This window comes from Streptomyces sp. NPDC005820 (genome assembly GCF_040630255.1).
Lineage (GTDB): Bacteria > Actinomycetota > Actinomycetes > Streptomycetales > Streptomycetaceae > Streptomyces.
In genome coordinates, this window is record NZ_JBEXXE010000075.1 from 19,810 (window position 1) to 34,783 (window position 14,974).

The window sequence follows — 14,974 nt, forward strand, 5'->3', positions numbered from 1 at the left end:
CGCCCCGCCATGACCTCCCGCTCCGCGCCCGACCGGCTGCTGGCCGTGCTCGCCGCGTTCGACCACAGCCATCCGGCGCTGTCCCTGAGCGACATCGGCCGGCGCGCCGGGCTGACCCTGACCACGGCCCACCGGCTGGTGGGCGCGCTGACCGAGTGGGGCGCGCTGGAACGGGACGCGTCCGGCCTCTACCACGTGGGGCTGCGACTGTGGGAGATCGCCGCCCTCGCGCCGCGCGGGCTGGCGCTGCGGCAGGTGGCGCTGCCGTATCTGGAGGACCTGTACGAAGCCACTCACGAGAACGTGCAGTTGGCGGTCCGGGACGGGTCCGAGGTCGTCTACACCGAGTGGCTCTCGGGGCGTTCGGCCGTCGGGGTGCACATCCGGGTGGGGGCCCGCTGGCCGCTGCACGTCACCGGGGTCGGCCTCGCCCTCCTCGCCCACAGCGACGCGGCACTCCAAGAGACCTACTGCGCCGGGCCGTTGGCGTCCTACACCGCCCACACCCTCACCGATCCCGCCCGGTTGCGCCGCATGCTGGCCGAAGTCCGGCGTACGGGCGTCGCGGTGAGCAGCCGTCAGGTCACCGACGACGCCCTGTCGGTGGCCGCACCGGTACGCGGGCCGGGCGGCGCGGTGGTCGCCGCCGTGTCGGTGGTCGTCCCCCACGCCGACGCCCAGGTCCCGGTCCTCGCTCCCGCCGTACGAGTCGCAGCGCGCGGAATCTCCCGGGCACTGGGGTGGCAGCCGGAGGGAGCACGGGACTGAGCGCTGCCGCTGCCCGAGCACCGCCTGCCCTCGGGACCCCGCCGCTCCCCGGCGACGCTTACGCTCCGAACGGCTCCCAACCCCGGGCCTCGCCTACTCTCCGGACCGCTGCTTCCCCCGGGCCTCGCCCGCTCTCCGGACCGCTGCTTCCCCCGAGCCTCGCCCGCTCTCCGGACCGCTGCTTCCCCCGAGCCTCGCCCCTCTCCGGACCGCTGCTTCCCCTCCGGGCCTCGCCCCCCGGCCTCGCCCACACTCCCAACCACTCCCGCTCCTCGAGCCCCACCCGCTCGCCGAGTTCCTCCTACTCTTCGAGTTCCTCCTGCTCCCCGACCCTCTCCCGCTCCCCGAGTCCCCCGAGTTCCCCGAGTTCCCCGAGTTCCTCGAAGAGCGTGAGCTGCAGGGCCCCTGGTGCCTGGAGGCGGGCGTTGAGGGAGTTCCAGGGGGTGCGGGTCGGCTCGGCGATCACCTCTGCGCCCTCGGCGGCGAGCCGGGCGGTGGCGGCGGCGGAGTCGTCGACCTGGAAGGCGACCCTGATGTGTCCGGCCACCCGGCGGCCGACCTCGACGTCATCGATGAACGCGGCCTGGTTCGGGTCGGCCAGCTCCAGGGTGGCGCGGCCCGCGTCGAGGAGGGTGACCCGCCCGTCGGGAGAGGAGAACGCGGCCTGCTGGGGGAGGCCGAGGACGTCCCGGTAGAAGCGCAGGGCCTCGTCGTAGTCGTCGGCGGTCACCACGAGACGGAGTTCACGCACGGCGGGCGCTTCGGACGCGTCGGACATCGGTGCTCCTCGGTGATCGCGGATGGCTCCGTTCCCGTTCCTGATCAACTCCGCCCGCGCTCGTTTTGTTTCCTCGGCACCCCCTCCGCCGCCCTCCCAGCCTCTCCTCACGGAAATCTCAGGCTGCGGCATGCGTATTCAAAGGATCAACCAATGTGCGGGGCGCAGGATGCCGGTGCAAAGGTGGACAACTCAGGAAGGCGTGTCGTGGGCGTCTCGCACATATCGAACCGGTCCGGGCAACGGACGGAGGGGTGGTCCCGGCGCGGGATCCTGGCCGTACTGGGGGTCGCGCCGGCCGCCGCGCTGACCGGCTGCAGTTCCGGGTCGGCGGACGCCTCGGAGGGCTCGGGCGGCGCCCAGGCGTCCGCCGCCGCGAAGGCCTCGGCGGCCGCCAAGACGCCGGTGATCACGGTCACCCCCGCCGACGGCACCAAGAAGGCCGCGTTCACCGGCCCCGTCGAGGTGGCGGTGACCGACGGCACTCTGGCGTCGGTGAAGGTGACGGGCAACGACGGCTCCACGCTCGAGGGCTCCCTGAACGACGCGAAGACCCGGTGGACGTCGTCGAAGAACCCGTACTCGGGCACCAAGTACACGGTCACCGCGCAGGCCGAGGGCGCCGACGCCGAGACGGCCACGTTCACCACCAAGTCGCCCGGCGAGACCTTCGTCGGCTACTTCACCCCGGAGGCGAACTCGACCTCCGGCGTCGGCATGCCCGTGTCGATCAACTTCACGAAGGCAGTCAAGGACCGGGCCGCCGTACAGAAGGCGATCACGGTGACCGCCGAGCCGGCCGTGGAGATCGTGGGCCACTGGTTCAGCGACACCCGGCTGGACTTCCGGCCGGAGACGTACTGGGCGTCCGGCACCAAGATCACGCTCAGTCTGCGGTTGAAGGACGTCGAAGGACAGGATGGTGTCTACGGTATACAGTCCAAGGACGTCACCTTCCACATCGGCCGCAACCAGATCAGCACCGTCGACCTGTCGACCAAGGAGATGGTGGTGAAACGCGACGGGGCGACCTACGCCACCCACCCCGTCTCCGGCGGCAACGCCGAGCACACCACCTGGGCCGGGATCATGGTGATCAGCGAGCGGTTCAAGCAGACCCGCATGGAGTCCTCCACGGTCGGCCTCGGCGACGAGTACGACATCTCGGACGTGCCGCACGCCCAGCGTCTGACGACTTCCGGCACCTTCGTCCACGGCAACTACTGGGCCACCAACTCCGTCTTCGGCAGCCAGAACACCAGCCACGGCTGCGTCGGCCTGCACGACGCCAAGGGCGCGAGCGACAGCTCGGTCGCGGGCTACAAGTTCTACGAGAGCTCCATGCTCGGCGACGTGGTGATCGTGAAGAACTCGGGCGACAAGACGGTCGAGCCGTCCAACGGCCTCAACGGCTGGAACCTGTCCTGGGCGGACTGGAAGGCGGGCAGCGCGGTTTAGCCCGTTTGCGCGCTTCACGCCATGAACTTCCTTGCGGTGAAAGGACTTTCCTCGCTTTAAGTCTTGACGACTCTCGGGACGGAGAGCACATTGGGCGCACTTTGAGAGCGCTCTCAAAGTGCGCTCCCACAGTGCACCCGCACCCCACCACCCCTCCGTACCCGAGAGGCCCCCCATGAGTGCTCCCTCCGGTATGTCCAGACGGCGACGCGCCCTCGTCGCCGTCCTCGGCACCCTCGGCCTGGCAGCCGCGGCGGCGACAGCCGTCACCCTGCCCGCGAACGCCTCCGCGCCCACGCCCCCCTCGGGCTGGACCCAGGTCTTCCTCGACGACTTCAACGGCACCGCGGGCACCGGCGTCAACACCTCCAACTGGCAGTACAGCACCGGGACTTCGTACCCCGGCGGCCCCGCCAACTGGGGCACCGGCGAGGTCGAGACGATGACCAGCTCCACCAACAACGTCGCCCTCGACGGCAGCGGCAACCTGCGCATCACCCCGGTGCGCGACTCGGCGGGCAACTGGACCTCGGGACGGATCGAGACGGTCCGCACCGACTTCCAGCCCCCGTCCGGCGGCAAACTGCGCGTGGAGGCCCGGCTGCAGATGCCGAACGTCACCGGCACCGCCGCCGAGGGCTACTGGCCGGCGTTCTGGATGCTGGGCGCCCCCTACCGGGGCAACTACCAGAACTGGCCCAGCGTCGGCGAGTTGGACATCATGGAGAACGTCCAGGGCCTCAACAAGGTCTGGGCGACGATGCACTGCGGCACCAACCCCGGCGGCCCCTGCAACGAGACCACCGGCATCGGCAACTCCACGGCCTGCCCCAACACCACCTGCCAGTCCGGCTTCCACACCTACACCATGGAGTGGGACCGCTCGGTCTCCCCCGAGGCCATCCGCTTCTACGTCGACGGCGTCAACTACCACACCGTGACGGCCAGTCAGGTAGACGCCGCCACCTGGACCAACGCCACCAACCACGGCTTCTTCGTCATCCTGAACGTGGCGATGGGCGGCGCCTTCCCCGACGCCCTCGGCGGCGGCCTGGACAGCGCCACCGAATCGGGCCACCCGATGGTCGTCGACTACGTACAGGTGCTCCAGGCCGCGGGCAGTGGGAGCGGTACCACCTCGCCCCCGTCCGGCAGCCGCGACGCCTACTCCACGATCCAGGCCGAGTCCTACGACAGCCAGTCCGGCATCTCCACCGAGACCACCACGGACACCGGCGGCGGCCAGAACATCGGCTACCTCGCCAACGGCGACTGGGCGCTGTACAAGGGCGTCACCTTCGGCTCCACGGCGGCGACCCAGTTCAGCGCGCGGGTCGCGAGCGGCGCGGCGTCCGGGATCAGCGGGCTGGTCGAAGTACGTCTGGACAGTGCCACGAGCACCCCCGTCGGCAGTTTCGCGGTGGCCAACACCGGAGGCTGGCAGACCTGGAAGACGGTGCCGGCGAACATCAGCTCCGTCACCGGCACGCACGACGTGTATCTCACCTTCACCAGCGGGCAGTCGGCGGACTTCGTCAACGTCAACTGGTTCACATTCGGTCACTGACACCGGCCCGGGCCGGTGCCGGGCCCCCACCCCGCACGAACGGGGGCCCGGCGCCGACCGATTCGCCTGTCCGGCGGGGCAACAGGTCTGCCCTGTCGGCCCTTTCCCCGTACGGCACCCGCACGGTACGCAGGAAAGGACCGTCCCAGCCGCCCGGAAGGCACCTCGTGCGCACAGCGAAGCCCGGCAGAACTCCCGACGACTCGTCCCGCCAGAGCCCGGCGACCTCGGCGAGAACCGGTGGGCCGGACCAACGCCTCCTCGCCCTGCAGCGCACGGCCGGCAACGCGGCGGTCGTCCAACTGCTGCGTGCAGAAGGACACTTCGCGGATCCGGCACAGCAGGCGCACCGGCACGGACCCGACTGCGGCCACCTGGACGGCGTACGGACCGCCGGGGCCGCCCCCGTCGTCCAGCGGTCCGCGGTCCACGACGTCCTGCGCGGCAGCGGCCGTCCCCTCGACGACGACACGAAGGCGGACATGGAGAACCGCCTGGGCGCCGACTTCTCCGACGTACGGATCCACACCGGCGCAGCCGCGAAGGCGTCCGCGTCCGAGATCGGCGCCCGCGCCTACACCTCGGGCAGCCACATCGTCCTCGGTGACGGCGGCGCCGACCGGCACACGCTGGCCCACGAGCTGACTCATGTCATCCAGCAACGCCAGGGCCCCGTCGCGGGCACCGACAACGGCTCGGGGCTGCGCATGTCGGACCCCTCGGACCGCTTCGAGCGGGAGGCGGAGGCCAACGCCGCCCGCGCCCTCGCGGGCCCGGCGCCGTCCGTACAAACCGCCCCGGCACACTCCGCGGGCCAGGACCACACCGGCGACGACACCGTGGTGCAGCGCCGCAAGGTCGAGCTCCAGCAGGGCCCGCCCCAGAAGGTGGAGACACAGGCCTTCGATGCCTTCTTCAACTCCGTGGACGCCGCGGTCGAGTGGGCCTACCGCTACGTCACCACCGCCCCGCAACTCGGCCCCCTGGCCGAATACGACGGCTACACCAAGCGCTGGGTGGAGGTCTGGAACCAGTTCCACACCACCGGCAGAAGCGGCGGTGTCTCCAAGGAGTTCGGCTACGCGGTCGAATCGATCACCCAGGCGTACCTGGCGAGAAACGGGGGTCCCACGCTCTTCCCGGGCATGTCCTACGGCACCCAGGTGACGTTCGGGACCACCCGGCCGGACTACGTCCTGTTCTCCCAGGGTGTCGCCATCGGCGCCGTGGACATCACCGCCGACGCCAGCACCGGCCACGTCCTGGCCAAGACCAACTGGGACACCCTGTTCCCCCAGTTCGGCGAGTCCGTCTACCCCTCGCTCACCCCCACCATCACCCAGGGCATGCAACTGGCCCACGGCAACACCGCGGCGCTCACCCCACAGGAGGCCGAGCAGCTCAAGCAACAGGCCGCGGCGAACCGCGCCGGCTGGGAGGCGAACTGGTCCCAGATGGCCGCCTCGTTCAGGGAGGGGATGCAGCAGGCCCGCATCCTGAACCCCGACGGCAGCGTGCGGGGCGGTGGCGACCCGATCATCCGCGAGCAGCATCGCCGTGGCGCGGTCTTCTCCTGGATGACCGCCATGCTGGGCGTGACGCCGGATGTCGCCGAGAAGAACGCCACGGTGATGCTGCTGAAGTTCAACCCGAGCTGGCCGGCGACCTTCTACTGCAACGACTCCACGGCGAGCGTGTCGCGCGGCGAAGCCTTCCTGACCTCCGTGTTCGGCGCGTGGCAGCAACGGGCGGGTGTGAACGCCGACTGACGGTGCGCCATATGACGAAACGTCACTAACGCAGCTCATTGCCGTACCGATCATCAGCCTTGCAGGGAACAGCCGCGGATCAGGGGCGCCCCGCCTCCGGTACGGCGGTGAAGGCGCCGTCCATGAGAACGGGCACGGCGGCCGACGCGTCCACCTCGGTCGCGATCGCGACGTCGTCCGGGAAGCCACCCCGGGCCAGCTCCCGCCCCGAGGCACAGTCGGCCACCGTGTCCGCCACATCCGGAGTACCGATGAAGGCGGCCCGCGCGGCGGACGCCTCGGGCGACAGGGGGCCGGCTCCCTGGGTACGCAGTTCGGCGATGATCGCACCGGCCCCCAGCAGGTCCTCCAGCGCCGGCCGCAGACTGCCGTCGGGCCAACGCTCCCCGGCGGCGACCACACCGACCGGCCGGTCCTCGGTCCCGTACCCCTGAGCGGCGAGCCGCCGTCCCACGGCCGTCGCGTTGCGCAGACAGCCGGCGATCACGGTGGCACCGCCGGCCGCCGCGGCGATCGCCGAACCGTTCGGCGACGGCAGCACCAGCCGGGGAGCGAAGGGTGCTCTGCGAAGCGCGGCGGGCGAGAGCGACCAAGGCGCCTCCGGGGACATCTCCCTCCGCCCGACGGCCAGTTCGGCCCCCCGCTCGTCGGCGAAGGCGCGCGCGGTGACGTCCCGCCAGGCGTACGGGAAGACGTGGGTTCCACGCTCCACGGCCACGGTCACCGAGGTGGTGAAGGAGAGAACGTCGACCACCACGAGACAGGCGACATCCCCGGCGAGCTGCCGCGCACCGACGGGACCCCACTCGAACCGCACGCCGTGCCCCTGCTGAAGGAACCAGTCAGTCATGAGAGGGGAGTCTCACCGCATACCGTCGCCGGGATCAACCCCGCCGACCGAAGACTGTCTACAATCGCCCGCCGACTGACTACCGGCGACTGTCCACCTTCGACCGTCGGTTGTCGACTGCCGGTTGTCGACCGTCGCCGGCCTACCGCCTACCGCCTACCGTCCACCGCAGACCGCAGACCGCAGACCGCAGACCGCAGACCGCAGACCGGCAAACCTCCACCGCCCACCACCATCCCCCTCACCACAACTCCGCCCGAAACCCCACCGGCGTCACCCCCGTATGCACGTGGAAGAACTTGGAGAAGTTCGCCGGATCGGGGAACCCCACCGCCGCCCCGATCCGCCCGATCGGCAGATCCGTGTGGGCCAGCAGCCGCTTCGCCTCCAGGACGACCCGTTTGTCGATGAAGCCCTTGGGCGTCTCACCCGTGGCGGCGCGGACCGCGCGGACGAGGGTGCGGCGGGAGTAGCCGAGGGCGTCGGCGTAGGCGCTGACGCTGTGCTGGGTGGCGAAGTCCCGTTCCACTGCGTCCCGGAAGAGGGTGAACGTCGACTCGGTGCGCCGTCCGGCCTCCGCGGAGCTGGTCGCGAGGTGGGCGAGACGCAGCAGGAACGCGGTCAGCGAGTGCCGCAGCACGGCCGTGTGCAGGGCGGGTGGCAGGGGTGCGCTGTCCTCGTACTCCCGTTGGAGGTGGGCGAGTGCGGCGCGCAGGGAGGCGAGGTGCGGGGCGTCCGGGCGGAGCAGGGGTGGCAGGTCGTAGCGGTAGAGGCCGGTGGCCTCGACGGTGTCGCGGGGGAGGAAGCCGGGCTGCATGGTCAGGACGGTTCCGCGGTACTCGCTCGAGGTCGAGAAGCGGTGGACCTGGCCCGGGCGGATCCACAGCAGTTCGCCGACGGTCGCCTCGTACTCGGCGAAGTCGATCATGTGGCGTACGGGGCCGTCGTCGAACAGCATCACGACGTGGAAGTCGATGCGGTGGACGCGGTCGAGCGGTGCGTCGTCGGCGTGCCAGGTGCGGCCCGCGCCCATGGGGCCGACCTGCATGCCGACGCCGCCGACGCTCAGCTCGACGGGGAAGGGGAGGGTTCTGATGCCGTCGTCGGCGGTTCCGCCTTGGGGATGTCTGTCCGCCATGTCCTTCTCGTGCCGTCCTGCCACTGCCGCCGGTGTCCCACTTTCACCACAGGCTGACACAGGAAGACCTTCCCCCGTAAAAGTCGGACTTTTAAGTTTGAACGCGGTAGGACGCTTCTCCCTCTCGCATCGAGGATTTCTTGAAGATGAGCACGCAGACCCCGAACAGCTTCGAGTGGACCGAACTCGACCGGCGTGCCGTCGACACCGCCCGCCTTTTGGCGGCGGATGCCGTACAGCGGGTGGGCAACGGCCACCCGGGCACCGCGATGAGCCTCGCGCCCGCCGCGTACACGATCTTTCAGAAGGTGATGCGTCACGATCCGGCGGACCCGGAGTGGACGGGCCGTGACCGCTTCGTCCTCTCCCCCGGCCACACCTCGCTGACGCTCTACACCCAGCTGTTCCTCGCCGGCTACGAGCTGGACCTGGAGGACCTGAAGACCTTCCGGACCCGTGGTTCGAAGACGCCCGGCCACCCCGAGTACGGGCACACCGCCGGCGTCGAGACCACCACCGGCCCGCTCGGTCAGGGCGCCGCCAACGCGGTCGGCATGGCGATGGCCGCCCGCTACGAGCGCGGCCTGTTCGACCCCGAGGCGCCCGCGGGCGAGTCCCCGTTCGACCACACCGTCTGGGCGATCGTCTCCGACGGCGACCTGGAGGAGGGCGTCTCCGCCGAGGCCTCCTCCCTGGCCGGGCACCAGAAGCTCGGCAACCTGGTCTTCCTCTACGACGACAACCACATCTCCATCGAGGGCGACACGGCGACGGCGTTCTCGGAGGACGTGCTGAAGCGGTACGAGGCCTACGGCTGGCATGTGCAGCGCGTCGAGCCCGCGGACAACGGCGACATCGACGTACACACCCTGTATACGGCCCTGAAGGCGGCGCAGGCCGAGACGGCGCGCCCGTCGATCGTCGCCCTGCGCACGATCATCGCCTGGCCCGCCCCGCACGCGCAGAACACCGAGGCCTCCCACGGCTCGGCCCTCGGCGCGGAGGAGGTCGCCGCCACTAAGCGTGTCCTCGGTTTCGACCCCGAACGGTCCTTCCAGGTCGACGACGACGTCCTCGCGCACACCCGTGGCGCGCTCGACCGGGGCGCCGAGGCGCACGCCGCCTGGGACAAGCGGCTCACGCAGTGGCGCGCCGACAACCCCGGGCGGGCGGCACTGTTCGACCGGGTCGTCGCGGGGCAGCTCCCCGAGGGCTGGGAGGACGCGCTGCCCGTGTTCGAGCCCGGGAAGTCGGTCGCCACGCGCGCCGCCTCCGGCAAGGTGCTCCAGTCGCTCGGCGCGGTCCTGCCCGAACTCTGGGGCGGTTCCGCCGACCTGGCCGGCTCCAACAACACGACGATCGACGGAAGTTCCTCCTTCCTCCCCGAGGGCAACCCGCTGCCCGAGGCCGATCCCTACGGCCGTACGATCCACTTCGGCATCCGCGAGTTCTCGATGGCCGCGGAGATGAACGGCATCGCCCTGCACGGCAACACCCGTGTCTACGGCGGCACGTTCCTGGTGTTCTCCGACTACATGCGCAACGCCGTGCGCATGTCGGCGCTGATGCAGCTGCCGGTGACGTACGTGTGGACGCACGACTCCATCGGTCTCGGCGAGGACGGCCCGACCCACCAGCCCGTCGAGCACCTGGCCTCGCTGCGCGCCATCCCGGGCCTGAACGTGGTCCGTCCGGCCGACGCCAACGAGACCGCGATCGCCTGGGCCGAGATCCTCCGACGGCACGCCACCCGCCCCGCCCCGCACGGACTGGCCCTCACCCGCCAGGGCGTGCCGACGTACGAGCCCAACCCCGATACGGCGAAGGGCGGTTACGTCCTGCGCGAGTCGTCGAAGGGGACCCCGGACGTCGTCATCGTCGCCACCGGCTCGGAGGTACGGCTCGCCGTCGCCGCACGGGAGCTGCTGGAGGCCGAGGGGATCGGGACGCGCGTGGTGTCGATGCCGTCCGTGGAGTGGTTCGAGGAGCAGCCGCGGGAGTACCGAGAGAGCGTGCTGCCGCCGGCCGTGCGGGCCAGGGTCGCGGTCGAGGCCGGGATCGGTCTCACCTGGTACCGGTACGTCGGGGACGCCGGCCGCATCGTCTCCCTCGAGCACTTCGGCGCCTCCGCCGACGCCGGCACCCTGTTCGCCGAGTACGGCTTCACCCCCGAGAACGTCGCCGCCGCAGCCCGGGAATCCCTTGCTGCCGCGCGTGGTTGATCCGAACGCCAGAAAGAAGATGATCACAGTGAACCAAGCGACCGCGCCCACCGCGGAAGCCCTGAAGCGCCTCTCCGACGAGGGCGTCTCCATCTGGCTGGACGACCTGTCGCGCAAGCGGATCCAGTCCGGCGATCTCGCCGACCTCGTCGCCACGCGGCACGTCGTCGGCGTCACCACCAACCCGTCGATCTTCCAGGCCGCCATCGGCTCGGGCGAGGGCTACGAGGAGCAGCTCGCCGAGCTGGCCGTGCGGGGCGTGACGGTCGACGAGGCCGTGCGGATGATGACGACGGCCGATGTGCGGGCCGCAGCCGATATCCTGCATTCTGTATACAGAACATCGCATGGTGTCGACGGTCGCGTGTCGATCGAGGTCGACCCCCGCCTCGCCCACGACACCGCGGCCACCGTCGCCGAAGCCAAGCAGCTCGCCTGGCTCGTCGACCGCCCCAACGTGATGATCAAGATTCCGGCGACGAAGGCCGGCCTCCCGGCGATCACCGAGGTCGTCGGCCTAGGCATCAGCGTCAACGTCACGCTGATCTTCTCGCTGGAGCGCTACCGCGAGGTCATGGACGCCTACCTGGCGGGCCTCGAGCAAGCGCTTTCCAACGGCGTGGACCTCTCCACCGTCCACTCCGTGGCCTCCTTCTTCGTCTCCCGCGTCGACTCCGAGATCGACAAGCGGCTGACGGTCCTCGGCACGGACGAGGCGCTCGCGCTGAAGGGGCGGGCGGCCCTGGCGAACGCGCGGCTGGCCTACGAGGCGTACGAGGGCGTCGTCGCCGGTGAGCGCTGGGCCGCGCTGGCCCGGGCGGGGGCGAACCGGCAGCGTCCGCTGTGGGCATCCACCGGTGTGAAGGATCCTGCATACAAGGACACGCTGTATGTGGACGATCTGGTCGCGCCGGGCACCGTCAACACCATGCCGCAGGCCACGCTGGACGCCGTCGCCGACCACGGCGCCGTCACCGGCGACACGGTGACCGGCGGCTACGACCGGGCCCGCGCCGACCTGGCCGCCGTAGCGGCACTCGGTGTCTCCTACGACGAGGTCGTCACCCGTTTGGAGGGCGAGGGTGTCGCCAAGTTCGAGGCGGCGTGGGAGGACTTGCTGAACACGGTCACGAAGTCGCTGGAGAGCAAGGGAGCTGACGCGGAATGAGCACCATCCCTGTGTGGGACAACCCCCTGCGGGATCCCCGTGACCGGCGCCTGCCCCGTATCGCGGGCCCGTCGGGCCTGGTGATCTTCGGGGTGACGGGCGACCTGTCCCGCAAGAAGCTGATGCCGGCCGTGTACGACCTCGCCAACCGCGGGCTGCTGCCGCCGGGCTTCTCGCTCGTCGGCTTCGCCCGCCGGGACTGGGAGGACCAGGACTTCGCGCAGGTCGTGCACGACGCGGTGCGGGAGCACGCGCGGACGCCGTTCCGCGAGGAGGTCTGGCAGCAGCTCGCCGAGGGCATGCGGTTCGTGCCGGGCGACTTCGACGACGACACGGCGTTCAAGCAGCTCAAGACGGCCGTCGAGGAGCTGGACTCCTCGCGCGGCACGGGCGGCAACTTCGCCTTCTATCTCTCCGTGCCGCCGAAGTTCTTCCCGAAGGTCGTCGAGCAGCTGAAGAAGCACGGTCTGGCGAAGGCGCCGGAGGGTTCCTGGCGGCGGGCGGTCATCGAAAAGCCGTTCGGACACAATCTGGCGAGCGCGCGCGAGCTGAACGCGGTCGTGCACGACGTGTTCGAACCCGACCAGGTGTTCCGCATCGACCACTACCTGGGCAAGGAGACCGTCCAGAACATCCTGGCGCTGCGGTTCGCCAACACGATGTTCGAACCGATCTGGAACCGGTCGTTCGTCGACCATGTGCAGATCACCATGGCCGAGGACATCGGGATCGGCGGCCGGGCCGGCTACTACGACGGCATCGGCTCGGCCCGTGATGTCATCCAGAACCACCTGCTGCAGCTGATGGCGCTGACGGCCATGGAGGAGCCCGCCTCCTTCGACGCGTCCTCGCTGCTCACCGAGAAGCTCAAGGTGCTCAGGGCGGTGAAGCTGCCGGAGGAGCTCGGCAATCACACCGTGCGGGCGCAGTACGCGGGCGCCTGGCAGGGCGGCGAGAAGGTGCGCGGCTACCTGGAGGAGGAGGGCATCGACCCGGCCTCGACGACGGACACGTACGCCGCCGTGAAGCTGAACGTCGACAACCGGCGCTGGGCCGGCGTCCCGTTCTATCTGCGCACCGGCAAGCGGCTCGGCCGCCGGGTGACGGAGATCGCGGTCGTCTTCCAGTCGGCGCCCCACTCCCCCTTCGACTCCACCGCGACGGAGGAGCTCGGCAAGAACGCGATCGTCATCCGCGTCCAGCCGGACGAGGGCATCACCGTCCGTTTCGGCTCGAAGGTGCCGGGCACCTCGATGGAGATCCGGGACGTGACGATGGACTTCGCCTACGGCGAGTCCTTCACGGAGTCCAGCCCGGAGGCGTACGAGCGCCTCATCCTGGACGTACTGCTCGGCGATGCCAACCTTTTCCCGCGCCACCAGGAAGTGGAAGAGTCCTGGAAGATCCTCGACCCGATCGAGGAGTACTGGGCGGCCCACGGCAGGCCCGCGCAGTACCCCTCGGGCAGCTGGGGACCCGAGGAAGCCGACGAGATGCTCGCACGAGACGGACGGAGCTGGCGCAGGCCATGAAGATCGACCTGACCGACACCACGGCAAGCAAGATCAACAAGGCGCTGGTGCAGGGTCGCCGCGCCATCGGCACACCTGCCGTGGGCATGGTCCTGACGATGGTGATCGTCACGGACGAGGAGAACGCCTACGACGCGATCAAGGCGGCCGAGGAGGCCTCGCACGAGCACCCCTCGCGCACCCTGGTCGTCATCAAGCGGCACGCCCGCACCCCGCGGGAGCGCACCCAGTCGCGGCTGGACGCCGAGGTCCGCGTCGGCTCCGAGGCCGGCACCGGTGAGACGGTGATCCTGAGGACCTACGGCGAGGTGTCCGACCACGCCGACTCAGTGGTCCTGCCGCTGCTGCTGCCGGACGCGCCGGTCGTCGTGTGGTGGCCGGTGGACGCGCCCGAGTACCCCTCGAAGGATCCGCTGGGCGCGCTCGCGCAGCGCCGCATCACCGATCTGTATGCAGTCGAGAATCCACTGCAGACACTGGAGACCCGGATGCGTTCCTACGCGCCCGGTGACACCGACCTCGCGTGGACCCGGCTGACGCCGTGGCGTTCGATGCTGGCGGCGGCGCTGGACCAGGCCCGGGTGCCGATCGTGTCGGGGGCGGTGGAGGCCGAGGCGGAGAACCCGGCCGCCGAACTGCTGGCGCGCTGGCTGGAGGCACGGCTGGGGGTCAAGATCGACCGGGTCGTCACCGCCGGACCGGTCGTCACGGCGGTGCGGCTGGGCACCGCCGGCGGAGAGGTCGTCATCGACCGCCCCGAGGGCCCCCTCGCCACGCTCACCCTGCCGGGCCAGCCCTCGCGCACCCTCGCGCTGAAGGTCCGCACCACCTCCGAACTGATCGCCGAGGAGCTCAGGCGCCTCGACGCGGACGAGATGTACGCCATCGCCCTCCGGGGCGAGGGCACCAAGGAGAGCCCCTCTCATGTCTGACTCACCCCAGCTGTCGGAGCGGCTCGAGTGGGCCGCCCTGGCGGACCACCGTGCGCAGGGAACCCCGCGTCTGCGTGAGCTGTTCGCGGCGGACCCCGGGCGCGCGGAACGGTACGTGGTGCGCGTCGGCGACCTGCGCATCGACTACTCGAAGAACCTCGTCACCGACGAGACGCTGGCCCTGCTGACCGAACTTGCCTCCGCCACCGGCGTGTTCGGGCTGCGCGACGCCATGTTCCACGGCGAGAAGATCAACCTCACCGAGGGCCGCGCGGTCCTGCACACCGCGCTGCGCGCCCCTGCCGACGCGGTCGTGGAGGTCGACGGCGAGAACGTCGTGCCGCAAGTTCACGCCGTGCTCGCGAAGATGGGCGACTTCGCCGAACGGGTCCGTTCCGGCGCGTGGACCGGCCACACCGGCCGGCGGATCAGGAACGTCGTCAACATCGGCATCGGCGGCTCGGATCTGGGCCCGGCGATGGCGTACGAGGCGCTACGGGCGTACACCGCGCGAGACCTGACGTTCCGTTTCGTGTCGAACGTCGACGGCGCCGACCTGCACGAGGCCCTGCGGGACCTGGACCCGGCGGAGACGCTGTTCATCGTCGCGTCCAAGACGTTCACCACGATCGAGACGATCACCAACGCCACCTCGGCCCGCTCCTGGCTGCTCGACGGCCTGGGCGGCGAGGAGAAGGCGGTCGCGCGGCACTTCGTGGCGCTGTCGACGAACGCGGAGAAGGTCGCGGACTTCGGCATCGACACGGCCAACATGTTCGAGTTCTGGGACTG

At 70.3% G+C, this 14,974-nt stretch carries 11 protein-coding genes and 1 pseudogene; 9 read left to right on the forward strand and 3 right to left on the reverse strand.

Going from position 1 to position 14,974, the window contains the following annotated elements; genetic code table 11:
- Nucleotides 1–9: 9 nt before the first annotated feature.
- Nucleotides 10–768 (forward strand): IclR family transcriptional regulator, encoded by a 759-nt coding sequence (locus tag ABZ464_RS48910; RefSeq protein ID WP_359288870.1) that lies wholly within the window; start codon nucleotides 10–12, stop codon nucleotides 766–768.
- Between the two features lie 301 nt (nucleotides 769–1,069).
- Here the strand turns inward: ABZ464_RS48910 and ABZ464_RS48915 are convergent, their stop codons facing one another.
- The gene (locus ABZ464_RS48915; RefSeq protein ID WP_359288872.1) at nucleotides 1,070–1,546 is read right to left on the reverse strand and encodes a VOC family protein; all 477 of its coding nucleotides are present in this window, start codon (nucleotides 1,544–1,546) and stop codon (nucleotides 1,070–1,072) included.
- A gap of 207 nt (nucleotides 1,547–1,753) precedes the next feature.
- Between ABZ464_RS48915 and ABZ464_RS48920 the strand changes: the two genes are divergently transcribed.
- From ABZ464_RS48920 to ABZ464_RS48930, 3 genes are all read left to right on the forward strand, one after another.
- A complete protein-coding gene (locus ABZ464_RS48920; RefSeq protein ID WP_359288874.1) occupies nucleotides 1,754–3,004 on the forward strand; it encodes an Ig-like domain-containing protein in 1,251 nt (416 codons plus the stop codon).
- A gap of 175 nt (nucleotides 3,005–3,179) precedes the next feature.
- Entirely contained in the window at nucleotides 3,180–4,571 is a 1,392-nt protein-coding gene (locus ABZ464_RS48925; protein ID WP_359288876.1) for a glycoside hydrolase family 16 protein, read from the forward strand.
- A 266-nt stretch (nucleotides 4,572–4,837) separates the two neighbouring features.
- Entirely contained in the window at nucleotides 4,838–6,340 is a 1,503-nt protein-coding gene (locus ABZ464_RS48930; protein ID WP_359288890.1) for a DUF4157 domain-containing protein, read from the forward strand.
- Nucleotides 6,341–6,419: 79 nt separating this feature from the next.
- On the opposite strand, the gene ABZ464_RS48935 is transcribed toward ABZ464_RS48930, so the two are convergent.
- Both ABZ464_RS48935 and ABZ464_RS48940 read right to left on the reverse strand, forming a co-directional pair.
- A complete protein-coding gene (locus ABZ464_RS48935; protein ID WP_359288878.1) occupies nucleotides 6,420–7,190 on the reverse strand; it encodes a 2-phosphosulfolactate phosphatase in 771 nt (256 codons plus the stop codon).
- Nucleotides 7,191–7,431: 241 nt separating this feature from the next.
- Entirely contained in the window at nucleotides 7,432–8,328 is an 897-nt protein-coding gene (locus tag ABZ464_RS48940) for an AraC family transcriptional regulator (RefSeq protein ID WP_359288880.1), read from the reverse strand.
- Between the two features lie 146 nt (nucleotides 8,329–8,474).
- Between ABZ464_RS48940 and tkt the strand changes: the two genes are divergently transcribed.
- The 5 genes and pseudogenes from tkt to ABZ464_RS48965 all read left to right on the forward strand — a co-directional run.
- A complete protein-coding gene (tkt, locus tag ABZ464_RS48945) occupies nucleotides 8,475–10,550 on the forward strand; it encodes a transketolase (RefSeq protein WP_359288882.1) in 2,076 nt (691 codons plus the stop codon).
- A gap of 19 nt (nucleotides 10,551–10,569) precedes the next feature.
- Complete coding sequence (gene tal / locus ABZ464_RS48950; RefSeq protein WP_359288884.1) at nucleotides 10,570–11,718, forward strand: transaldolase; 1,149 nt, start codon at nucleotides 10,570–10,572, stop codon at nucleotides 11,716–11,718.
- Nucleotides 11,715–13,250 carry a glucose-6-phosphate dehydrogenase gene (zwf, locus tag ABZ464_RS48955; RefSeq protein WP_359288886.1) on the forward strand — a complete coding sequence of 512 codons (1,536 nt, stop codon included), beginning with the start codon at nucleotides 11,715–11,717 and terminating at the stop codon, nucleotides 13,248–13,250. The genes tal and zwf overlap by 4 nt, the downstream gene beginning before the upstream one ends.
- Nucleotides 13,247–14,182 carry a glucose-6-phosphate dehydrogenase assembly protein OpcA gene (opcA, locus tag ABZ464_RS48960; RefSeq protein ID WP_359288888.1) on the forward strand — a complete coding sequence of 312 codons (936 nt, stop codon included), beginning with the start codon at nucleotides 13,247–13,249 and terminating at the stop codon, nucleotides 14,180–14,182. The genes zwf and opcA overlap by 4 nt, the downstream gene beginning before the upstream one ends.
- A pseudogene (locus ABZ464_RS48965) lies at nucleotides 14,175–14,974 on the forward strand (glucose-6-phosphate isomerase); the annotation flags it as partial. The gene opcA and the pseudogene ABZ464_RS48965, both read left to right, overlap by 8 nt.

What these genes read in the sequence shown, in the direction of transcription:
- ABZ464_RS48925 (WP_359288876.1), top strand. Translation starts at nt 3,180, where the DNA reads ATGAGTGCTCCCTCCGGTATGTCCAGACGGCGACGCGCCCTCGTCGCC.
- ABZ464_RS48935 (WP_359288878.1), bottom strand. Translation starts at nt 7,190, where the DNA reads ATGACTGACTGGTTCCTTCAGCAGGGGCACGGCGTGCGGTTCGAGTGG.
- ABZ464_RS48915 (WP_359288872.1), bottom strand. Translation starts at nt 1,546, where the DNA reads ATGTCCGACGCGTCCGAAGCGCCCGCCGTGCGTGAACTCCGTCTCGTG.
- ABZ464_RS48910 (WP_359288870.1), top strand. Translation starts at nt 10, where the DNA reads ATGACCTCCCGCTCCGCGCCCGACCGGCTGCTGGCCGTGCTCGCCGCG.
- opcA (WP_359288888.1), top strand. Translation starts at nt 13,247, where the DNA reads ATGAAGATCGACCTGACCGACACCACGGCAAGCAAGATCAACAAGGCG.
- tal (WP_359288884.1), top strand. Translation starts at nt 10,570, where the DNA reads ATGATCACAGTGAACCAAGCGACCGCGCCCACCGCGGAAGCCCTGAAG.
- tkt (WP_359288882.1), top strand. Translation starts at nt 8,475, where the DNA reads ATGAGCACGCAGACCCCGAACAGCTTCGAGTGGACCGAACTCGACCGG.
- zwf (WP_359288886.1), top strand. Translation starts at nt 11,715, where the DNA reads ATGAGCACCATCCCTGTGTGGGACAACCCCCTGCGGGATCCCCGTGAC.
- ABZ464_RS48940 (WP_359288880.1), bottom strand. Translation starts at nt 8,328, where the DNA reads ATGGCGGACAGACATCCCCAAGGCGGAACCGCCGACGACGGCATCAGA.